We start from the raw sequence: 23,676 nt of genomic DNA, 5'->3' as shown, positions 1-23,676 counted from the left end.
AGAGGAGATTTTTTGAATCTTTAAAAATTAATAACCATGAAAACTTTTGCTAAAAACGATTTTTATATTCAACTTTCATTATTCATAATAGGGCTTATTACGGTATTTTTAGGAATTGTCGTATTTGAAAATGCTGTTGTTTATCTTTTTTATTTCATAGTCGGAATACCTCAATTGATAAGTTTTATCATCAGAGCTTTTCAGGAAATAAAGAAATCCTGGCTGTACATTGTTTACGGAATTTTTATAATTCCTGTATGGATTTCATGGCTGATTATTTTGGCTTTTAATAACAATAATGAGGTTACTAATGTTTTAATTGCATCCATTTTCTACAGTCCATTTCTAGCAATTATATATGTTTATGATACTTACGAATTTTATAAATCTCAAAAATAAAGACATGAAAACCCTCAAAATCATACGCTCATCTACGACAACGAATGTCCGATGTAATTATTCCTCATGTTTTTGGAACACATCAGAAGTTGCCGTGTTTTAAAACTGAATTTTCTTCCGACAATTTCATGAATGATTTCAGCTGAGCCTATCGAAGCATCTCAATATTAAAAACTAGCTACCAAAAGCAATCAACAAACAACCAAAACAATGAATTTCCTAAAAGCCGAATGGCGAAAATTAGCCATCATCAATTACGAAATAAATCCTGAAATTTTAGAAAAGTATCTTCCAAAAGGAACTGAACTAGATTTTTATCAGGATAAATGTTATGTAAGTCTCGTAGGATTTATGTTTTTAAATACCAAATTACTCGGACTTCCAATTCCTTTTCATCGAAATTTTGAAGAAGTAAATTTGAGATTTTACGTAAAGAAAAAAGAAGGAAATGAATGGAAAAGAGGAGTTGTTTTCATCAAGGAAATTGTTCCGAAACCCGCTTTAAGTTTTGTAGCAAATTCTGTATACAAAGAAAATTATAAAACTATGCCTATGAAAAATATCATTCATCAGAAAGACAAAGAACTGTTAATAAAATACTCTTGGAAAGATAAAACATGGCATTCTATTGAAATTAAAGCTGAGAACGAACCCTTAAAAATGGAAACCAATTCCGAATTTGAATTCATCACTGAACATTATTACGGCTTTACAAAAAAAGAAAATAAAACTTCAGAATACGAAGTCTGTCATCCAAAATGGGATTATTATTTTGTTAAAACCCATCAGCTTGAAATAGATTTTCAAAAAGTCTACGGAAATGATTTTGAATGTTTAAATCATCAAAAACCCATCTCCGTCATGCTTGCAGAAGGTTCTGAAATTGAAGTAAAGACAAAAAAGTATTTGATCTAAAAAGTGAAAAGAACCAGGTACAAAGTTTCAAAACAGTTAGTATTAGCGATGTCATGCTGAGCTTGTCGAAACATCTAAGATAAACATAACCATAAACCAAATACCATCAACCAGAATGAAAATAATTATAGCCGCCGGAACCGGTTTTTTAGGCAAGAATCTAGAAAAATATTTTATAGAGAAGGGAGATCAGGTTTATATTTTAACCCGAAATCCAAAACGCGAAAATGAAATTTATTGGGATGCAAAAACATTAGGAGAATGGAAAAATTACATTGAAAATACAGATGTTCTGATCAATCTTACCGGAAAATCTGTGGATTGCCGATATACAGAAAAGAACAAAAAAGAAATTTACGATTCAAGAATTGAAAGTACAAAAGTTCTTCAACAGGCTATTGATCAATGTATCAATAAACCTAAAGTTTGGTTGAATGCAAGTTCAGCTACTATCTTTGTTCACTCTGAAACCCATTTAAATACAGAAGAAGACGGAATCATCGGCGACGATTTTTCTATGAATATCTGCAAAAGCTGGGAAAACGAATTTTTTAAAGTAAAAACAGAAAATGTACGGAAAATTGCTTTAAGAACTTCCATCGTTTTAGGAAATAACGGTGGTGCTTTCCCAAAACTGAAAACCATCATGAGATTGGGGTTAGGCGGAAAACAGGGAAGAGGAAATCAGAATGTAAGCTGGATTCACATTGATGACTTCTGCAGCGCCGTTGAGTTTATAATTAATCATGAAAATATTTCGGGAGAAATCAACGTAACGACTCCAAATCCTTTGTCTAATGAAGATTTTATGCGAAAATTAAGAAAGCAAATGAAGATTCCTTTTGGATTAAATGCACCTGTTTGGCAATTGGAATTGGCTTCTATATTTTTAAATACAGAAACGGAATTATTATTAAAAAGCAGAAACGTTTATCCTGAAAAATTAATGAAAAGTGGCTTTGAATTTACTTATTCAAATATTGAATCTGCATTTAACGATTTGGTTTAAAGATAAAAAATAAATGGAATTAGAAACCCACGCAACAGAAAATCTTCGATTTTCAAAACTAATGTGTTCTTTTACAAAGTGTGATAATAATCTTAAATTCTAATGTGTTTTAATCTTTTGTGTCTTTTGTGGTTAAAATTTTCCGTTTAAGCATTAAATTAGCAAAAACTAAACGTAATGTTCATCAGACCAAAAGCTAAAACCTTATTTCTTTCATCCTTTCTTATATCATCCGCTTTTTTTTCACAGGCTCATAATGTTTCCGAAGGCTATCAGAAGCCAACTGATCCGCTTGTAATTAAAAATCTTGAAAACTGGCAAGACTTAAAATTCGGGCTTTTTATGCATTGGGGAACATACAGTCAATGGGGAATTGTGGAAAGCTGGAGTCTATGTCCAGAAGATGAAGATTGGACGAAAAGAAAACCTGAACACGGAAAATCGTACTATGAATACGTCAAAAACTATGAAAATCTTCAGACGACTTTCAATCCCACTCAGTTCAATCCTCAGAAATGGGCAGATGCAGTGAAAAAGGCGGGAATGAAATATGTAGTGTTCACAACAAAGCATCACGATGGTTTCGCGATGTTTGATACACAACAGTCTGATTATAAAATTACTTCTACAAAAACTCCATTTTCTAAAAATCCAAAAGCCGATGTAACGAAGGAAATTTTCAATACCTTCCGAAAAGAAGGCTTCAAAATTGGAGCTTATTTCTCAAAACCCGATTGGCATTCTGATGATTACTGGTGGTCATATTTCCCGCCAAAAGATCGAAATGTGAATTATAATCCGAAAAAATATCCGGAAAAATGGAATAGTTTCAAAAAATTCACCTTTAATCAGCTGAATGAAATTACTTCAAATTATGGTAAAGTCGATATTCTTTGGTTAGATGGAGGTTGGGTTCGTCCATTTCACACGATTGATCCCAATGTTGAATGGCAGAGAACCATTAAGGTTGAACAGGATATTGATATGGATAAAATCGGAACGATGGCTCGAAAAAATCAGCCCGGAATTATCATTGTAGACCGTACCGTTCCCGGAAAATGGGAAAATTATGTGACTCCCGAACAGGCCGTTCCTGAAAAACCGCTTTCAATTCCATGGGAAAGCTGCATCACGATGGGCGATTCGTTTTCATATGTTCCGAATGACAATTATAAATCGTCTCAGAAAATCATTGAAACTTTAATTAAAATCATTTCAAGAGGAGGGAATTACCTGATGAACATTGCTCCCGGACCAACCGGAGATTATGATGCTATTGTTTATGAAAGATTAAATCAAATTTCAGGTTGGATGGATAAAAATCAGTCGGCGGTTTTTGCGACTAGAAGTATTGCGCCTTATCACGACGAGAATTTTTATTACACCCAAAGCAAAGACGGAAAAACAGTGAATATTTTTCATTTGGATGAAAAAACAAATTATGAATCTCCATCAACATTAAGTTTTATAGTTCCGGAAAATTTTAAGCCGAAATCATTAAAAGTTTTAGGATTATCAAACAAAATTAAATGGAAAAAGACAGGAAATTCAATTGAAATTCATTTACCTAAAGAAAGAAATCAGTTAAAATATTCAACAGTAATTCAGATTACACAATAGTTAAATTATAAACTATTTTTATATTAAGCGACCTAGGAAATCGGAGCATTAAGAAAATAAAGTCTGTGAACGTTAAGAAAATTCTACTGTTTGAGCACGAGACAAATTTGAATTGAAAGACAAACATCAAATTCGCGCGAGTTTTAGAATTTTTAGAGAACAGATTTTATTTTTAGCGGAGAGTTCCAAGTCTTGAACTTTTGGTTCTTTTGTTTGACTTCGTCGAATCTGCGATTTCAAGACAAAAGAACAATAATTAAATCAAATTATTTATGTTCTTAAAATTTCGTTTTAAAATCATAGCAATTTCATTAGTGAGCACAACATTTATTGCCGCTCAAAAACCAATATACAAAGATCCAAAACAACCTGTAGAAGCCAGAGTTCAGGATTTATTAAAACGCATGACACCAGAAGAAAAATTCTGGCAATGCTTCATGATTCCCGGAGATTTGGATCATGTTCCGAAAGGTCAGTATTCCCACGGAATTTTCGGATTGCAGGTGAGTGCGGGAAACCAAGGCGGTGGAGTTGCCGGACAATTGTTGAAATATAATGCGAATGAGGATGCGGAAAGGCTGGCAAAAAAAATAAACGCCATTCAGAAATATTTCGTGGAAGAGTCTCGGTTGGGAATCCCGATTATCCCTTTTGATGAGGCTTTGCACGGATTGATGCGTGAAGGTGCAACTGCTTTTCCGCAAGCGATTGGTTTATCGGCAACTTTCAATCTTGAGCTGATGAAAGAAGTTTCCACAGCAATTGCCAAAGAATCGAAATTAAGAGGAATCCGTCAGATTTTAACTCCGGTTGTGAACTTGGCGAGTGATGTTCGATGGGGAAGAACGGAAGAGACATATGGTGAAGATCCGTTTTTAACTTCCGTGATGGGTGTGAATTTTGTCAGTTCTTTTGAAAATCAGGGAATTATTACCACTCCGAAGCATTTTTTAGCAAATGTTGGTGAAGGTGGAAGAGATTCATATCCAATTCATTGGAGTAAAAGATATTTGGAGGAAACACATTTGATTCCTTTTCAAGAAGCCTTTAATCAAGGGAAAAGTCGTTCGGTGATGACGTCTTACAATTTGTTGGATGGAAGACCTTCAACAGCAAATCATTGGTTATTGACGGAAAAACTAAAAAAAGAATGGAGTTTCAAAGGTTTTGTCATTAGCGATGCGAGTGCGGTTGGTGGAGCAAACGTTTTGCATTTTACGGCAAAAGATTATGATGATGCTTCTGCACAGGCCATAAATGCGGGACTTGATGTGATTTTCCAGACAGAATATCAGCATTATAAATTATTTATCCCGCCGTTTTTGGATGGAAGGATTTCGAAGGAGAGAATTGATGATGCAGTGGCGAGAGTTTTGAGAGCAAAATTTGAGCTCGGTTTGTTTGAAAATCCCTATGTTTCCAATAAAGATATTAATGAATTAAAGAAAATTAATCATAAACCTTTAGCGGAAAAAACTGCAATCGAATCTTTTGTTTTGCTTCAAAATACTAATCAAACGCTTCCGATTTCTGAGAATTATAAAAAGATTTTGGTGGTTGGAACCGATGCTGTCGATGCAAGGTTGGGTGGTTATTCAGGACCGGGAAATAAAAAGGTGAATATTTTGGATGGAATTAAAAATTTCGTTAAAAATAAAAATATTGAAGTCAAATATTCAAAAGGAATTGACTGGAATTTGAAGCAATTTGTAACAGTTCCGACCGAATTTTTGTCTTTCGAAAATCAAAAAGGACTAAAAGGAAATTATTTCTCCAATTCAGATTTAAAAGGAAATCCGGCTTTTGAAAAACAGGACGAACAATTAAATTTCAAATGGACTTTGTATTCTCCAAATCCTGAAAAATTACAACCCGACAATTACAGCGTTCGTTGGACAGGAAAACTGGAAGCTCCGGATTCTGGAAAATATCAGTTAGGACTTCGTGGAAATGATGGTTTCAGGTTATATTTAAATGGAAAATTATTGATTGATAATTGGGAGAAATTGAGTTATTCAACCAAAACAGTTGATATTGATTTTGTGAAAGGTCAAAAATCAGATATTGTCATTGAATTCCATGAAAATAGAGGAGAAGCCAACATCGAACTGATTTGGAATTACGGTTTAAATGACTATCAGAAAGATTTTGATGAAGCATTAAAACTCGCTCGAAATGCAGATTATATCATCGTTACCGCCGGAATTCATGAAGGTGAATTTCAGGATCGTTCTTCGCTAAGTTTGCCCGGAAATCAGGAAAAATTTATTCAGGAAGTTTCAAAACTAAATAAGCCGACAACGGTTGTCTTGGTTGGGGGTTCCGCTATAAAAACTACGGATTGGAAAGATAAAATCGGTGCGATTTTAGATGTTTGGTATCCCGGAGAAGAAGGCGGAAATGCTGTGGCGAAAGTACTTTTCGGAGAAGAAAGTCCTTCGGGAAAATTGCCAATCACTTTTCCTATTGAAGAAGGACAATTGCCTTTGACTTACAATCATCATCCGACAGGCAGAGGAAATGATTATTATGATTTAAGTGGCGAACCATTGTATCCATTCGGTTTTGGATTAAGTTATACGACTTTTGAAATTTCTGATTTACAATTAAATCAATCCAAATATGCTGAAAATGATACCATCATCGCAAAGGTTAATGTAAAAAATACAGGCTCAAAGGCTGGAAGTGAAGTGGTTCAGTTATACGTAAAAGATTTGTTAGCTTCAGTTTCGAGACCGATTATTGAGTTGAAAGGTTTTCAAAAAGTATTTTTAAAACCAGGAGAATCAAAACAAATTTCGATTGAAGTTCCTGTGAAAGAATTACAGTTTTTAGACGAGAAAATGAATTGGATTGTAGAAAAAGGAACATACAGAATTTTTGTAGGAAACTCATCTAAAAATCTTCCTTTGAAGCAAAATATCGAATTAGAATAAAATTTTAAATATAATTTTTTAAATTAGATAAAACCGTTTTCTGTCTAAGGGAACGGTTTTTGCAATTTTAGAGAGGAATTATTTAACACACCAAATCTTAAAAATTTATGAAAAATTATCTCTTACCTTCATTGGCAGTGCTGCTTTTTAGCTGCAAGGAAAATAAAAAAGAAAATGTCTCTTCAGGCACGCAGGTTGTTACCGAAACAGACACTTTAAAATTGCCTGCGCCGGATGAAAAAAATGCAAAAAATAAGTTCAGTAACGTTTTGGGTTGGCCAAAAGATAAGACACCGATTGCGCCACAAGGTTTTACAGTTACGCGTTTTGCCGAAAATATTAAGAGCCCGAGAAATATGATTCAGGCTGAAAACGGGGATATTTTCGTAGTACTTTCCAATTCCGAACGTTCGGCTACGGAAAAAATTAAAAATGATATCAGCGGAAAAAGTGATGCTGAAGTGAGGGGTAAATCTGCCAACAGAATTATTCTCTATCGCGATGCCAATAAAGACGGTGTTGCAGAGTCTTCGTCCGTATTTTTGGATCATCTGAACCAGCCTTACGGAATGCTCATCATTAAAGATAAATTTTACGTTGCCAATACTGACGGGCTTTGGGTTTATCCTTATAGATTAGGCGATACAAAAATAACCCAACCCGGAAAAAAGATTGTCAGTCTTCCGGCAGGAGGTTACAATAATCACTGGACGAGAAATCTCATTGCGAATAAAGATCAATCAAAAATCTATATTACGGTAGGTTCAGGAAGTAACGTTGCAGAACATGGAATGGAAAATGAGATCCGCAGAGCCAATATTCTGGAAGTAAATCCTGATGGAACCAGTGAAATTATCTTTGCATCGGGTCTTAGAAATCCTGTTGGGATGAGCTGGAATCCTGCTACCGGAGCACTTTGGACGGTTGTGAATGAAAGAGATGAACTCGGAGACGAGCTTGTACCTGATTACCTTACGAGTGTAAAAAAAGATGCTTTTTACGGATGGCCTTATGCCTATTTCGGAAAGCATGAAGATCCCAGAAGAAAAGGTGAAAATCCTGAAATGGTTTCCAGAACAATTGTTCCGGATGTTCCGTTAGGAAGCCATACTGCTTCTTTGGGACTTACTTTCTACACGGGAAAAAAGTTTCCGGAAAAATATAAAAACGGAGCTTTCATCGGGCAGCACGGTTCTTGGAATCGTTCTTCGCTAGTTGGTTATCAGGTAGCTTTTGTGCCTTTTGCCAACGGAAAAGCTGCAGGACCGTATCAGCCATTTCTTACCGGATTTATAGCTGATGAAGCAAAAGGAGATGTATACGGAAGACCAGTCGGTGTTTTGCAGATTGCCGATGGATCGCTATTGGTAGCAGACGATGTAAGTGGAATTGTTTGGAGAGTTGCTTACAATGGAAAGTAATTAATAAACTTTTCTTAAAGTTTTATAATTAAGGTTTACAAAAGTGAACAAAATAAAAAAATCAAAGATTTTTAAAGACTTATGTGTTCATTTTTTGTGTTTAAATAGTAACTTAAAATAATTAAAGTATTAAATCTTTTGTGCCTTTTGCGGTTAATTTTAAAATTAATTTAACAGGCTTAATATTAAAAAAATCATAAGATGAAAATTATGGTATGATATCTGTAATATTGATTACGAACCCGAATGATTAGTTGAAATTAAAGAATCAGTTAAAATCATTCAAAAATTTAAAATGTCATGAAAAAGTTATTTATATCAACACTTTTATTAGTCGGTTTATCAACGAGTGCTTTTGCACAGCAACGTCCAACACCGCCACCACATCCTTCGAAAAGCGAATTGATTAATATTAAATCGAAAGAGCTTGATAAAAGATATAATCAGGAAAAAAGAGCAATTTTGAATCATCCATTGGCTACGAAGCAAATGAAGAGAGATCAATTAAAAGCCTTAAATCAAAAATATCAGGAGCAAAAACGATTGCTTAGAAAGATGTAATATTTGCTAATTTTTAAAAATAGCAGAATTGAGAGGGTCAAATTTAGCTCTGTTACTTTTATGAAATTTTTAAATTTAAATAAAATTTATTGAAAAGAGAATGCTTTTAGTGTTCTCTTTTTGTTTAAAATTAAATGAAAATAACAATTATTATGCATTGCTTCACGAATTTTCATAAACGTGCTTCATCCAATATTTTTCCTTAAATTCGCATAAAAATTTTAAACTAATGAATTACGATATTATTGTCATCGGAAGTGGTCCTGGTGGATATGTTACTGCAATTAGAGCGGCACAATTGGGTTTCAAAACTGCAATTATCGAGAAAGAAAATTTAGGGGGAATTTGCCTTAACTGGGGATGTATTCCAACTAAAGCTTTATTGAAGTCGGCTCAGGTTTTTCATTATATCAACCATGCTGAAGATTATGGTTTAAATAAAGTAGAAGGTAGCTTTGAATTTCCAAACGTAATTCAGAGAAGCCGTGGAGTTGCCAATAAAATGAGCAAAGGGATTGAATTCTTGATGAAAAAAAACAAAATCGATGTTATTTTAGGAACGGCAAAAGTGCAAAAAGGTAAAAAAGTTTCTGTTACAGATAAAGACGGAAAAGTAACTGAATATACAGGTAATCACATCATTATCGCAACCGGGGCTCGTTCCAGAGAATTACCAAACTTGCCACAAGACGGTAAAAAAGTAATCGGATACAGACAGGCATTATCTCTTCCTGAGCAGCCAAAATCTATGATTGTTGTAGGTTCCGGAGCTATCGGAGTTGAGTTTGCTGATTTCTATAATACAATGGGTACAAAAGTAACTGTTGTTGAATTTATGCCAAATATCGTTCCTGTAGAGGATGAAGAGATCTCTAAACATTTGGAAAAATCTCTGAAAAAGTCAGGTATCGAAATTATGACGAATGCTTCTGTAGAAAGCGTTGATACAAGCGGAGAAGGTGTAAAAGCTACGGTAAAAACTGCAAAAGGAAACATCGTTCTTGAAGCTGATATCTTATTATCTGCTGTTGGAATCGCTGCAAACATCGAGAATATTGGTCTTGAAGAAGTGGGAATCCAGACAGATAAAGGAAGAGTTTTGGTCAACGAATGGTACGAAACTTCAGTTCCTGGTTACTATGCAATCGGAGATTTGATCCCGACTCAGGCTTTGGCACACGTTGCTTCTGCTGAAGGAATTACTTGTGTTGAAAAAATCAAAGGAATGCACGTTGAGAAAATCGACTATGGCAATATTCCTGGATGTACTTACTGTCACCCTGAAGTGGCTTCAGTTGGTCTTACAGAAAAGCAGGCTAAAGAAAAAGGGTACGAAATCAAAGTGGGTAAATTCCCTCTATCTGCAAGTGGAAAAGCGACTGCAAACGGAAATACAGATGGTTTCATCAAAGTTATTTTCGATGCGAAATACGGTGAGTGGTTAGGTTGCCACATGATCGGAGAAGGAGTTACAGACATGGTTGCGGAAGCTGTTGTTGCCAGAAAATTAGAAACTACAGGTCACGAAATCATCAAATCTATTCACCCGCATCCGACAGTTTCTGAGGCTATCATGGAAGCTGCTGCTGCTGCTTACGGAGAAGTGATTCACATTTAATTTGAGATAATCAATTTTAAATATATTAAAACCACAGATTTTGTCTGTGGTTTTTTGTTTTTTAATCAGTTTAACTTATTATTTTCAAAGTTTGTCATTGACTCCGTCGAATCTGCGATTTCCGTAGGAATATAGACTCGAATCTTTCTAGAATCTCTCTAATAATATGCTTTGATGCTTTTAGCATGACAATAACTGTGTATATTTTCGTAATGTTTTAAGGGATGACTTTCACCTAGCCCCGATTGTAGCGGCATCCTTTTGTGTAGCGAAGCGGAGCAAAAGATATAGTGAAAAGCGGGAAATTGCTCCTAAAAAAAACAACAAAAAAACAATTCGACAGAGTCAAAAAGCTTCAGATAGAAAATTAAAGCCGCTTTTCGATGTAATCATATCGCTCCTAAAAAAGTTTAAACAAGTTTAATTTAATCTCAGTTATTTTCTTAATTTTATTGACTTAAATAAACTACAAATTAAAATAAATTATGTTCAAAAAATTAGCTGCTGAAGCTTTAGGATTAGGAGATATCGGTAAAATTATTCCTTCTCACGATTATGATAAAGTAGACTCGGACGATTATATTTTATCAGAAGATAACGAGAAAATTTTCTTTCTGATTAAATCTAAAAGAGACGAATACTGCTTTACCAACAGAGCGCTAATTCATATCGACGGAGCAAGTGCTCTGGACAAAAAAAGAGTGTTGAAGAGATACGAATATTATCAGTTTCCTTTTTCAAGTATTGCATTACAAACTGCAGGAACAATCGATTTGGATGTTGAAATTTCATTTAATATCGGGAATGTTCCTATGATGATCAGCGTTGCCAAAGGTCAGATCGATCAGTTGAAAGATTTATACAAAGCTCTTTTGGCGATTCAGCAGGAAGTTCACCACAATCATTCATTATTGAATTTTTCTAATGACAGCATCCAAAAAGCAATCACAAGTGTAGCTTCCGGAAAGCAGGAAAATGTTTCGAAAAGTCAGGAATTAAGAGCTATCAACGAATATATTTTTGCATGGAACACAAACAGCTTCGATAAATATAATCAAAAAGATTTCTCAAGAATTTTTGAAAAGTATATTAATAACTAGAAAATTAATTTCATATATGTCTAAAGCCCGAGAATTATCGGGCTTTTTTGTATCTTACCATCATGAAAAAAATTGTATTGCTGCTTACGATTTCCTTTTGTAATTTATTATTCGCACAAAAAGAAGAATTGTATAATGAAGTTTATTTCCCTGTAAAATATATTTTAAAAAATTCTAAAGACACCATAAACACGAAAGTTTTAAATATAGGATATTATACCAACGAAGAATTTTCTCCCGCAACGTATATCAAACAAATGACAGTTTTAGATCCTTCCGGAAAAAAGCTAAAAGTAGCTGAAAACTCCATCCAATACATGGAAATTACAGATCTTAAAAATATCAAACGAACATTTGTCGATGCAAAACCAATTATTTCTAAAGATTTAGGATTGCTTCAGGAAATGTACAATGGTAAGAAAACCATTTGGTACAGGAAAAGCAATTATTCAGGTTCTATTTATACCTATAAAACAGATGATACGGATTATTTAATATTTCGTAAAGATAAAAGCACTACACAAATTCACTTCAAAATGCCAGGAACAGTAGCTCTTTTAAAGGAAAAGTTCAATTATGATTTTACTATTTCGGCACAATTAGATATGATGGCTGAAGAGACAGACCTTTTAAAAATCCTCAAATTATACGATAAAAAATAATCCCAAATAGTGATAACCCATTCAAAATTAACTTCCTAACTTTATTGTACTAAACACTAAAGTCATGAAATATTTTGATTTCCACTGTCATCCTGTTTTAAAACAGCTGTTTAATGACGATCCCAACATCGATGCTTATATTTACAAGAACGATGTAGCAACACTTCCTAAACTGTGTTCCGATCTGCCGAATATTATTGAAACGCAGACTCATCAATCTCAACTTTCCGAGTTTCAGGACGAGGTTATTCTTGGTGCAGTTTTGTATAGCGTTGAAAGAAACGTTGCAGATACGGTAATTCCGCTCCGTGGATTTTTGAAAAAAGCGTCTCAGTTCAAATTATCAGAGCAGCTTTTAAAAGATATTGTCAGTAACAATAATAAGCCGTTTTCAGATTTTTTAATGAAAAGGACTTTGGATAAATATCTTCAGGCAACTTCTTCGTTTAATATTTTAGCGAAAGAAAGCTTCAAAAGTCCGCTTCCGAAAAATAAAGTCAATGTGTTTTTCACAATCGAAGGTTGTCATTCTTTGGTTGATGCTCCTAATTTTTGCGATGCAAATAACAAGTATAAACCGAGTGATATTTTAAGCAATCTCGATAAAGTTTTAACTAAAGTTCCGATTATTTCTATTAATATCACACATCTTCAACAATCAAGTCTTTGCAATCAGGCTTTTGGGATGCAAGTTGCCGATTCTACCAAGTTTTTCCCATCAGGAAACGGTTTCGAAAACGATGGAAGAACTGTCGTACAGGGAATTTTCGATCGAAAAATTTGTGTCGATGTCAAACACATGAGTTACAAATCTAGAAAAGATTTAATGTCAGAAATTGATTCAAAAAAATATAAAAACATACAACCTTTGGTTTGCACACATGCTGGATTTACAGGTGTTTCTTTCAAAGATTGGGCAGGACAAATTCAGTTGAAAAAGCCCTTATCCGGAGCTTTGTATTTAGAAATTACAAAATCTTTACATTCAAAAAATAACCCAAGAAGACCTGGTTTTCCCAGCTTTAATGCTTCCACAATTAATTTGTTTGATGAAGAAATTGCATGGATAGTAAAAAACGGCGGAGTGATTGGAATCTCAATGGATAGAAGGATTTTGGGCTACGTTGATAAATTTGACGACAACCCGGTGGGAATTACCGGAATGGATAGAATTGTCGATAAAGAATTCTTTTCAAAAACAGAATGGACTTCATTAGGCATTAAAAACGAAGAAATCGGAACATCAATTGATGATAATGATTGCCTGTTAATGACCGAACTTGAAGAAAATACAGAAAGTTCTATTCCACAACGGGATGAATACTTTTATGATCATATTTTAAATCATATAAAACACTATTTTCAGGTTTGTAAAGACAACGGAATTCCTATTAATATCGCTCAAAAACAGATTACCATCGGAACGGATTTCGATGGGTTAATCAATCCATTCATCAATATGCCGACCGTGAAAAACATGAGGGATGTGCGAAGTTACATCAGCATGAATTTAAAATATTTTCTGAAAGATTTAAAAGACTCCAAAAAATGGGCAGATGAACTGAATATCGATATTTTTATGGAAGATATTTTTTACAACAACGGCTACAGATTTCTGAAATCTAGGTTCTGAAAAATATTAATAGAATTTTGGTTTTATTAAAATAATTTTAAAATTCACAGATTTAGAAAAATTAATCTGATTTTCTCGCCCTGTTTTCTTAATTTTATTCTATGAACTTTGAGAAAGTAGGGCTTGTTTTATCTGGTGGCGGAACAAAAGGGATCGCTCATGCCGGAGTTTTAAAATTCCTGAGCGAAAAGAATATCGATGTAGATGTCCTGTCATGTTGCAGTGCAGGCTCTATCGTTGGCTGTCTTTATGCGGTCGGAAAAACACCCGAAGAAATCTTGGAATTCTTCAATTCGGTTTATTTTTTCAACTGGAAACATTTTACTTTCAATCAACCGGGTTTGGTTTCCTCAGTGATTTTCCGAAATTATCTCGGACCTATTTTTGGTGAAATGAAATTAGGCGATTTGGATAAAGAAGTGAAAATCGTTGCAACAGAATTAGTCGGCGGAACAGAAAAAATATTTGAAGATAATTTCAAAATTGTAGATGCAATTATTGCGTCATGTTCCATTCCGGGAGTGACAACTCCTTATATTATTGACGATGAAATGTACTGTGATGGAGGAGTTTTAAACAATTTCCCGGCAGACATTATCCGAGACGAATGCGACAAATTAATCGGAGTTTTTGTTTCTCCGCCTCATGATATTAAAATTAATGATTTAAAATCTATCAAGGCAATTGTTTCTCGTTCTTACGACCTGCTTTCTTATCGCATTGAAAAAATCAAGTTTGATTACTGCGATTGGTTTATTTCTTCACAGGAATTGTCAACTTACGGAACTTTTGAAAGAAGAAAAGACCGTTTGGAGCAAATTTTTAATATTGGTTATCAAGCTGCAAAAGACAGTTTTAATGAAAGCCAATTTTACGCAGAATTGAAAAATGAAAAGCGAATTGTTTAAGATTGAACTTTTTACAATATTATCTTTTTTTGCGACGTCACTTCGAGAGATTTGAAAATAGGCGTATCGAGAAGTTCAATTAGTTAAAAGTTCTCGATACATTTTTCTTCATTTTATTACTAAAACACTCGAACTGACGAGCGTTTTACTGTTTAAATCCTATCTAATAAACACATCCGTAAACTCAAAACTCTTCCCATTAAATAACCCTTTATCACTCAATTTCAATTCTGGGATCACCAGAAGAGCCATGAAAGACAAACTCATATAAGGTGCTCTCAACTTACTACCCAATTCTTTCGCGCGTCGGTCTAATTTAATATAAGATTCCGCAACTTCTTCGGCCGGAAGTGTCGTCATAATTCCGGCAATTGGCAGTTCCAGAACCATTTCTTCAGTTTCTGTAGCAAGAGAAATTCCGCCTTTCGCCTTAATAATGGCATTCACAGCTTTACACATATCATCATCATTCGTTCCGACTACGACAATATTATGACAGTCATGGGCCACACAGGAAGCAATAGCTCCCGTTTTTAAACCTATATTTTTGATAAACGCTGTAGCAACTGGTGCGTCATGATAACGATTCACAACCGCTATTTTTAGAATATCTTCATCTGCTGGATTGGATTCTGCAAAACCATTGATAATTAAGGACTCTGCATGAACTTCTTTGGTGATTAATTGTCCGTCTAAAGTTTCGATCACACGAATTTTTTTTCCTTCACTTTTTACTTTAAAATCTGAAGGAGTTTTTAAGTTACAATGAAAATTATTCACAATCGTGGCTTCGAGAGAAGGCAGGAAAGATGTTCCATTTTCTGCGACAAGATTTCCGTCGATATATGTTTTTAAAATGGTGAAATCCTCAAGATTATCGATTTCAATAAAATCTGCATTGTCACCAATTTGCAATAATCCAATCGGCAAATTGTAGTGTTTTACGACATTATAAGAAGACGCACGTAAAACATCATATAAATTATGACCTAATTTTAAGGCTCGTTTTACATGATCGTCGATATGAGATTCCAGTAAATTATCTGGATGTTTGTCATCGCAACAAAACATGATTTGATCTGGAAAATCTTTCAATAAAGGAATCAAAGTATCAAAATTTTTTGCAGCACTTCCTTCACGAATCATGACTTTTACACCATGCTGAAGCTTTTCCAGTGCTTCCTGATATCCAAAACACTCATGATCGGTTGTAATTCCTGCATTAAAATAGGTTTTCATATCTTCACCCATTAAACCCGGAGCATGACCGTCGATTGGTTTTTGATGTCTTTTAGCAGATTCTAACTTTTTCAGAACTTCTTCATCATTGTAAATCACTCCCGGAAAATTCATCATTTCAGCGAGATACACAATTTCTTTTTTATCTAAAAGTTTATCGATATCATTAGAATCAATTACCGCTCCTGCTGTTTCAAAATTGGTTGCAGGAACACATGAAGGCGCGCCAAAATAAAAATGAAAAGGGACTTGTTTAGCGTTATCAATCATATATTCGATACCGGAAATCCCCAAAACATTGGCAATTTCGTGTGGATCTGAAATTGTTCCCACAGTTCCGTGTTTTACAGCAATTCGGGCAAATTCTGTCGGAACCAGCATGCTGCTTTCAATATGAACGTGAGCATCGATAAAACCAGGTAAAATATATGTATTTTGAATTTCTGAAATTCTTTCTATTGAACTGATTTTATTATCTTTAATAGTAATTTCAGCAGGAAAAGTTTCCCTTCCGACGATGTCGATCAGGTTGGATTTAATGGTAAGCGCCATTGTGTCTCGATTATTTTACAGTGAATTTACTAAAATAAAAGGAATATTTTCGTTGGTAATCGTAAAGACGCAATGATTTTATGACCATTCAGAATATCTTCAAGGCGCAAAAATCAAAGATTTTAATTTTAAAATTGTTAAATTTTATCGAAGATAAAATCCTTGCGCCTTAAAAATAATAGTTCATCTAAAACTTTGCGTCTTTGCGATTACCAACAAAAAAATAAAACAAAAATTCCCAACTAAAGTAAGGAATTTAAATCTATTTATCTTAATTTTTTACAACGTATCCATCTTGGTTTACGATTGTTTTTCCATTTTGATCGGTAACTGAAAGGGTATAAGGGGCTTTTTTAGGAGAATCTGTTAAATAATTTCTCCAGATTTGGTAAGTATAACCATTATTGTTGAATTCGTAGTAATAATTTCCGCCAGTTCCATCAGGAACCAATTGTCCGTCAGAAATAATCATACTCGGTTTGGAAGTTACTTTTCCGTTCACACCCCACGATTGATACAGGTAATTACCATTGGGTTGCTTATCAACCTTTATTTTAAACTTTTTAGTTTTAATGATGAACGATTTGGGTAGTTTTTCCTGTTGGTAATTTGCTTTTGAAATCGGATTTTCATTAAAATTATTGGCTTGAACTAATGAAAACTGAGCGATACAAAATACACCGAATAAAAGTTTTTTAATCATTTTTTTAATGTTATTCGTTAGACATAGATCTTATCAAATTTAAAGCCAATTTAATCATATTTTTGACATTTTTAAAGAACATTTTTATATTAAAATGAAATGTTTTTAAATCTGAAAATATCAAAGATTGAAAATTTTAATATTGATTATCAGTGTTTTGTGTGCTTTATTTGAAAATATTTAAATTTTTTGAAACAAGTGATTATTTTTCTTGCGTACATTTGTACCACCAAAGGATCTCGTTCCTTTACCATTGAAATGAAACTAATTAACTTTAAGTTTTTTCTATTAAAAGTATCAGAAATCATCTTTACGATTTTTAATACATCTCCTCCTACAATTTCTTAATTTTTTCGAAAGAATTATCAAATAATTCGTACTCTGTTTTTTCTTGTTCCGAAAAAATAGAGCAGAATCCTTGTTTCCAAATTTAATCAAAACATAAAAACAAACGAACTATGGAATTAACTTTTCATGGCTGGATGATTCCTGCCGTAATTGCGCTGTTGTGCGTACTTTTTTACAAATTCATTTTAAGAATTTTCTTCGGATTAATCATTGTTCCACAAGACAAAATTGGTTTAGTGACCAAAAAATTCGTGCTGGTGGGTAAGCAGGAACTTCCTGAAGGAAGAATCATTGCAACGAATGGAGAAGCGGGCTTTCAGGCTCAGACACTGGCTCCTGGAGTGTATTTCGGAAAATGGATTTGGCAATATTCAATTGATTTTCAATCATTCACAGTGATTCCAACCGGAAAAATCGGATTGTTATTAGCAAAAGACGGTATGGAATTAGAAACAGGAAGAATTCTTGGCCGAAAAGTCGATTGCGATTCTTTTCAGGATGCAGAAGCTTTTTTAAGAAATGGCGGAAGGAAAGGTCGCCAAACCGCAATTATTGCACCGGGATCTTACAGAATTAATACCTTGTTATTTGAAATTGAGTTAACGGATATGACTCAAATCCCCGATAATGCTGTGGGAATTATCACAACAATGGAAGGTAGCCCTTTGGAAGAAGGGCAGATTGCAGGTAAAATTATTCAGGATCATAATAAATTTCAGGATGTTGATACTTTTTTAAATAACGGAGGTTACAAAGGTCTTCAGGAACAGGTGATTTTGGCGGGTTCTTACTTCTTAAATCCTTGGTTTACAAAAGTTGAAATGGTGAAAATGACGGAAATTCCAATCGGACATGTCGGTGTAATTATCAGCTATGTCGGTGAAGAAGGAAAAGATTTAAGTGGTGTTGATTTTAAACACGGAAATATTGTTGAAAAAGGTCATAAAGGAGTTTGGGCAGAACCTATCGGTCCCGGAAAATATCCAATCAATCCTTATATTATGAAGGTCGAGCTTGTTCCTACAACGAATTTGGTATTAAACTGGGCTTATGAAAGAAGTGAATCTCACCAACTTGATAAGAATCTTTCCACGATTACGGTGCGAAGTAAGGATGGTTTCCCTTTTAATCTAGATGTTTCGCAAATCATTCATATTCCGACATATGAAGCTCCAAAAGTGATCGCCCGTTTCGGAAATATGATTAATCTTGTAAGTCAGGTTTTAGAACCTACAATTGGAAATTATTTCAGAAATTCCGCACAGGACAGCGATGTGATTGCATTTTTGGGAACTCGTAAAGAAAGACAACAATCTGCAAAAGATCATATCAGCAGCGTTTTGGAACAGTATAATGTCAATGCAGTTGATACTTTGATTGGCGCGATCGTACCTCCGGAAAGTTTAATGAAAACATTGACAGACAGAAAATTAGCGGAAGAACAGAAAATTACTTACGAAACCGAAATGCTGGCTCAGGAAACCCGACAGGCTTTGGAGAAAGAAACCGCCGTTGCCGATATGCAAAAAGAAATTGTAAAAGCTGACCAAGGTGTTGTGATTGCAGAAAGAATTGCCGATGCATCGGTGAAAAAAGCAACCGGAGACGCAAATTCTGTGAGATTACAGGCAAATGCGGAAGGTGACAGATTGAAATTATTGGCAACAGGTGAAGCCGAAAAAACAAGACTTCTTGCAAAAGCAGAAGCCGAGAAAATCGAGTTATTAGCAAAAGCAAGTGCTGAACAAATTTCATTAACAGGTAATGCAGAAGCGGAAAAAATTCTAGCAATCGGTAAGTCTAATGCAGAATCTTACAAATTATCTGTGGAAGCGATGGGCGGAAATAATTTTACTCAATTAAAAATAATGGAGAATATTGCGAATCAAAATGTAAGAATTATGCCTGAAGTTTTAATCGGTGGAAACGGTGATTCTGCAAATGGTGGAATCAGTGGACTTTTGGGACTTCAGCTTTTGGAACAGGTTCAGAAGAAAAAATGTTGAAAGTGTTTCTGTTGTTGAAGAAAAAAAGGATGATAATTTTTAATTTAAATAAAAACAGCTTTAAAATTTTAACCACAAAAGGCGCAGAAGATTTTAGTACTTTAGTTTTTTAAGTTAAAATTAAAGCTAAAAAGAAGAGCACATAAGTTTTGAACATCAAAGATTTTCATTTTGTGAACTTTGAAATACGTTAAAATTAATTTACAATATATCTTTTGTGGTAAAAAATAAAGGTAAAAATGCTCCAAAACCTTGGAGCATTTTTTATTGTTATGCAGTATAACTCGTAAAAGCCTCCTCCAGACTTTCAAACCTGCCTTTAAATTCATCAATTGAGCAATCTTGAAGAATATTTCCTTTGTGAATAAGGATTACACGTGAGCAAAGCGCTTCAACTTCCTGCATAATGTGAGTAGAAAGTAAAACCGTTTTTTGTTGCCCAATTTCCTTTACCACGTTTCTGATTTCGATGATTTGGTTTGGATCGAGACCATTTGTCGGTTCATCTAAAATCAATAAATCCGGTTGGTGAATGATTGCCTGTGCAAGACCAACTCTCTGTTTGTAACCTTTAGAAAGTTGTCCAATTTTTTTAGATTTTTCGGGAGTAATTCCTACCAATTCTATCACCTCATCAACTCTTGAAACTGGAATTTTATGAATGTTTGCAACAAATTGTAAGTATTCTTTTACATACATTTCCAGATACAGCGGATTATTTTCAGGAAGAAAACCTATTTTTTTCTTGCTTTCGATTTCGTATTCTGTGATGTTCTTATCATTAAAAATAACTTCACCTTCATCAATTGTTAAAGCACCGACAATGGATTTCATTAACGTAGATTTTCCCGCTCCGTTTGGGCCTAAAAGACCGATGATTTCATTTTTATCAATGGTAATATTAATATTGTTCAGGACGGTTTGTTCACCAAATTTCTTGGTCAGGTTATTTATTTGAAGAGACATAATTTGTAATGATCTTTTTGCAAAAATAAAAATAAAAAAACTCATTCGGATGAATGAGTTGAGTTAATATTTAATAAAAATTGATTATTTCTTATTTTTCTTCGGCGTTTGGTTAGCCGTAGGAGTCGATGTCGAAGCCTGACTTGTGGCAGGTTTTGTACTATGCACGTTGTTCATCGTTGCAGGTCTTTCGTAAGAAGAAGCTTTTCCATTTGTTTTTCCGAAAACTTTATCGATCTGTTTTTTGTTCAGAAATTGTGATTTTCCAACATATTTTTTGTTTTTATTAATATATTGGATGAACTGTACAGTCGGCTGTCCGAAATTTTTCTCGTAGTGAAGTTCGATAATATCATTAGGAAGTTCCAAAACAATATTGCTTTCAGGAGTATCGATAAAACCGTTTGTTATAAGCTCGTATAAACCGGAAACATCTCCGTTTAAATTCTGGAAAGAAAACGATCTGAAAGTATTCAGATTTGCTGTGTTCAGATCCTGATAATTGATTGTGAATTTATCGTCTTTTTTATATAAACCTACGGAATTATCTTTACCAATTTCCACTAAAGTCTCGTTTTTCAACACTTTAATTTGTGAGAAAACCGAAATACCGAACATGCATGTAAATAGTAGAATTATTTTTCTCATGTGATGATTTTTAATGTTTCATAAAATTGGTGTACCTAAATATACTAATAAAAATGTTTAAAAAACAAGTCTATTTTAAAAGCAAAAGTAACATTTTTTTTTAATATTCATCATGCCTTAAAGCTTGATATTATGTATTCCATTGCAATCAAAAAATTAAGTTTAAATATTTGATTGTAAGAATATTATACAAACTTTAGTGATTTATTTGTATAGGCTTAATGCACGATAAAATTCATCTATTAACAATTGTATTTTGCTGAAAATCAATTATTAATAGAATATTTTGCATCAAAAAATTTACCAATTTAAAATAAATGTTAATTCTGTTTAAATATATCAGCTACGCCGAATTTAATTTTTTAGATTACCTGAATTAATGATTTTAGAACTAATGATCTTTTCTTTGAGGGTTTTAAAATGTCATAGAGATTGTAAATTAAAAATTTTTTCATTGTGTGTATTTTAAAAATTTAAGGTGCAAAGATAATGAAAAATAATTAGTTAGATATTTTTAGAGTTATTGGCGCACAAACCTTTTGGTGATAATGGTTTGCCTAATCTTTAAGTTCTGTTATTTTTAATTAGACATATTATATTGTGTTTAAATAATTACTTAATTCGTCGCTTCTTTCTAATTGCATTTTATTTTTAATTTTAGTTTTATAAACCCGCACACTTCCTGGAGTGATGTTCTCTAATATTGAAATTTCTTTTGAAGTAAGTTTTAGCCTAAAAAATACACAGAGTTTTAGTTCGTTCGGGGATAAATCTGGAAACTTACTGGAAATTTTTTGAATAAAGGCATCATATTCTTCTACACTTTCGTTGATGGTTTGTTTGCTGTTTCTTTCATCAATTTGTATTAAGCTCATTATTTTGAATTGAAGCTCTTTTAGAAGCACTTCAAAATCAATATCTTTTTCTTTTTTTATTTTCTTTAAATTCTCTAAAAAAGCTTTTTCGGTTTCTGTTTTTAAATTTAAATTAAGGCGTAAATTTTTAATCTTATTTCTATGATAACGCAAATTATTTTCTAAGTGGCATTTTTCAGATTCCAGACTTTCTTTTTCGATATTATTTTTCCGAATCAGATTATTTAAAAAATTCATAAATGAAATGATGGAAATAATTAATAATAACAGAAGAATAATGATTTTGGTTTTATGGCTTTTAATCTTATAATCAAACTTTTGGTCGATATTTTTTATGATATATTCATTAAGTTGCTGCGAAACATCGTAGAGTTCTGTTGCTCTTTTTCTCGTATTTTCGATGGTATATCTTCCTAGCTTTTCAGAAATTATCATAGAATATTCTGAATTTCCCTGCTGTATGTAAAAGTTTTGTAAAAACAAACCAATTTCAATTTTAGTTTTGGTACTTTTAATATCTGATAATAAGAGGGATAGATTGTAAGCCAAAAACTTTTCTTTTTCTATATTTTTAGTTTTTGAATAGAGATTAAATAGAGTTATAGGAATTTTAGAATCAAATTCTTTTAAAGCATTATTTTCTTTATTTTTAGAATAATTAAGAAAACATTTCCAAAGAACATTTTCAGCTTTGTCATATTCTTTGTTTTTATAATAGGCGATTCCCAAATTGCCTTTTAATTGATTTAATATAGAATTTTCTTCCGGACGTAAATTTTTCTTTTTTTCTAGCGTATCAATCCCTTTTTTTAAATATTCGATACTTAATTTACAATTTCCTGTTTCCAAATTATTTAAGCCTAAAGCATTATAAACGGAGGTTGTAAAAAGCAAGTCATTTTTGAATTTTAAGGATTTTAAATAATAATTTTGAGCATCTGTGTAATTTTGTTGATCATAATTCCATTTTCCTTTTAATTTGTATAACTGAGGCAAAAAGGTTTTTTTCTGAGATAATTCTTCTAACTGAATTGCATCATTCAAAAAATGAAAACATAAAACAGGTGATATTTTTTCAACTTCAATGGCTAAATAATACTTGCATGCTATAGTTAAAAACGTATACTTATTATCATTGATTTTCAGTAGCTCATAAAGTAACGATATTCTTTTGGGTTTGTTCTCCGGATATAAAAATGATTCAACATATTTACTACTCAGTTGATATTTTTTATTTTTCGATTGGTTGAATTTTTTAAGCTCAATGAGGTATAATGAAGAAATTTTTCTTTGATCATTATTGGCATAATTGAGTTTTTCGTTTATATCATAAAAATATTCTTGATTTGTTTCATTGTTACAGGAAATTATCATAAAAAGAACTCCTATGAATAAAATTGGTGCAAGCTTTTTCATGTAACAAATTTATTTATTATAGTGATAAAAATATAGCTGATAATACGGCTATTAACGATTATTAAAGGGGATAAATTAAAATTTAATATTTATATTTTTATGTTATTTTGTTTAGTGAGACTATTTATTTCTATTTTAAAC

18 protein-coding genes are annotated in these 23,676 nt (G+C 33.1%); 13 read left to right on the top strand and 5 right to left on the bottom strand.

The annotated features are described in order from the left end of the window. Positions 1-36: 36 nt before the first annotated feature. The 12 genes from ACKX2A_RS05245 (at position 37) to ACKX2A_RS05190 (ending at position 14,782) form a co-directional block, all read left to right on the top strand. Entirely contained in the window at positions 37-399 is a 363-nt protein-coding gene (locus ACKX2A_RS05245; protein WP_415328078.1) for a hypothetical protein, read from the top strand. A gap of 210 nt (positions 400-609) precedes the next feature. Further along, positions 610-1,314, top strand: coding sequence for a YqjF family protein (locus ACKX2A_RS05240; RefSeq protein WP_415328076.1), 705 nt, complete (start codon positions 610-612; stop codon positions 1,312-1,314). A gap of 115 nt (positions 1,315-1,429) precedes the next feature. Beyond that, positions 1,430-2,323: a TIGR01777 family oxidoreductase gene (locus ACKX2A_RS05235; protein ID WP_415328075.1), complete on the top strand. Its 894-nt coding sequence runs from the start codon at positions 1,430-1,432 to the stop codon at positions 2,321-2,323. A gap of 177 nt (positions 2,324-2,500) precedes the next feature. Next, positions 2,501-3,943 (top strand): alpha-L-fucosidase, encoded by a 1,443-nt coding sequence (locus ACKX2A_RS05230; RefSeq protein ID WP_415328073.1) that lies wholly within the window; start codon positions 2,501-2,503, stop codon positions 3,941-3,943. 272 nt (positions 3,944-4,215) lie between these two features. Continuing rightward, a complete protein-coding gene (locus ACKX2A_RS05225) occupies positions 4,216-6,879 on the top strand; it encodes a glycoside hydrolase family 3 N-terminal domain-containing protein (protein WP_415328071.1) in 2,664 nt (887 codons plus the stop codon). 107 nt (positions 6,880-6,986) lie between these two features. Then, entirely contained in the window at positions 6,987-8,300 is a 1,314-nt protein-coding gene (locus tag ACKX2A_RS05220) for a PQQ-dependent sugar dehydrogenase (protein ID WP_415328069.1), read from the top strand. A gap of 300 nt (positions 8,301-8,600) precedes the next feature. After that, the gene (locus tag ACKX2A_RS05215) at positions 8,601-8,861 is read left to right on the top strand and encodes a hypothetical protein (RefSeq protein WP_415328068.1); all 261 of its coding nucleotides are present in this window, start codon (positions 8,601-8,603) and stop codon (positions 8,859-8,861) included. A 229-nt stretch (positions 8,862-9,090) separates the two neighbouring features. Then, positions 9,091-10,479: a dihydrolipoyl dehydrogenase gene (gene lpdA / locus ACKX2A_RS05210; protein WP_415328066.1), complete on the top strand. Its 1,389-nt coding sequence runs from the start codon at positions 9,091-9,093 to the stop codon at positions 10,477-10,479. Between the two features lie 485 nt (positions 10,480-10,964). After that, positions 10,965-11,579: a PH domain-containing protein gene (locus tag ACKX2A_RS05205; protein ID WP_415328064.1), complete on the top strand. Its 615-nt coding sequence runs from the start codon at positions 10,965-10,967 to the stop codon at positions 11,577-11,579. Positions 11,580-11,641: 62 nt separating this feature from the next. Beyond that, entirely contained in the window at positions 11,642-12,241 is a 600-nt protein-coding gene (locus ACKX2A_RS05200) for a hypothetical protein (RefSeq protein ID WP_415328062.1), read from the top strand. Between the two features lie 64 nt (positions 12,242-12,305). Beyond that, the gene (locus tag ACKX2A_RS05195; RefSeq protein WP_415328060.1) at positions 12,306-13,874 is read left to right on the top strand and encodes a hypothetical protein; all 1,569 of its coding nucleotides are present in this window, start codon (positions 12,306-12,308) and stop codon (positions 13,872-13,874) included. Positions 13,875-13,975: 101 nt separating this feature from the next. Continuing rightward, complete coding sequence (locus ACKX2A_RS05190) at positions 13,976-14,782, top strand: patatin-like phospholipase family protein (protein ID WP_415328058.1); 807 nt, start codon at positions 13,976-13,978, stop codon at positions 14,780-14,782. A gap of 159 nt (positions 14,783-14,941) precedes the next feature. Here the strand turns inward: ACKX2A_RS05190 and ade are convergent, their stop codons facing one another. Further along, positions 14,942-16,573 (bottom strand): adenine deaminase, encoded by a 1,632-nt coding sequence (gene ade / locus ACKX2A_RS05185; RefSeq protein WP_415328056.1) that lies wholly within the window; start codon positions 16,571-16,573, stop codon positions 14,942-14,944. 271 nt (positions 16,574-16,844) lie between these two features. After that, positions 16,845-17,276 carry a hypothetical protein gene (locus ACKX2A_RS05180; protein WP_415328054.1) on the bottom strand — a complete coding sequence of 144 codons (432 nt, stop codon included), beginning with the start codon at positions 17,274-17,276 and terminating at the stop codon, positions 16,845-16,847. A 458-nt stretch (positions 17,277-17,734) separates the two neighbouring features. On the opposite strand from ACKX2A_RS05180, the gene ACKX2A_RS05175 reads away from it, so the two are divergent. After that, positions 17,735-19,630, top strand: coding sequence for an SPFH domain-containing protein (locus tag ACKX2A_RS05175; protein ID WP_415328053.1), 1,896 nt, complete (start codon positions 17,735-17,737; stop codon positions 19,628-19,630). Between the two features lie 270 nt (positions 19,631-19,900). Here the strand turns inward: ACKX2A_RS05175 and ACKX2A_RS05170 are convergent, their stop codons facing one another. The 3 genes from ACKX2A_RS05170 to ACKX2A_RS05160 all read right to left on the bottom strand — a co-directional run bounded on the left by ACKX2A_RS05170 (position 19,901) and on the right by ACKX2A_RS05160 (position 23,535). Beyond that, a complete protein-coding gene (locus ACKX2A_RS05170; protein ID WP_415328051.1) occupies positions 19,901-20,596 on the bottom strand; it encodes an ABC transporter ATP-binding protein in 696 nt (231 codons plus the stop codon). A gap of 84 nt (positions 20,597-20,680) precedes the next feature. Then, on the bottom strand, positions 20,681-21,244 hold the full coding sequence (locus ACKX2A_RS05165) for a hypothetical protein (protein ID WP_415328049.1): 564 nt from the start codon (positions 21,242-21,244) through the stop codon (positions 20,681-20,683). A gap of 593 nt (positions 21,245-21,837) precedes the next feature. Beyond that, entirely contained in the window at positions 21,838-23,535 is a 1,698-nt protein-coding gene (locus ACKX2A_RS05160) for a hypothetical protein (protein ID WP_415328047.1), read from the bottom strand. Between the last annotated feature and the right edge of the window lie 141 nt (positions 23,536-23,676).

This window comes from Chryseobacterium sp. MMS23-Vi53 (assembly GCF_047651245.1).
In the GTDB taxonomy this organism is placed as follows: domain Bacteria; phylum Bacteroidota; class Bacteroidia; order Flavobacteriales; family Weeksellaceae; genus Chryseobacterium.
Note: the sequence above shows the minus strand (reverse complement) of the source record. Positions and strands in the feature narration are given on the sequence as shown.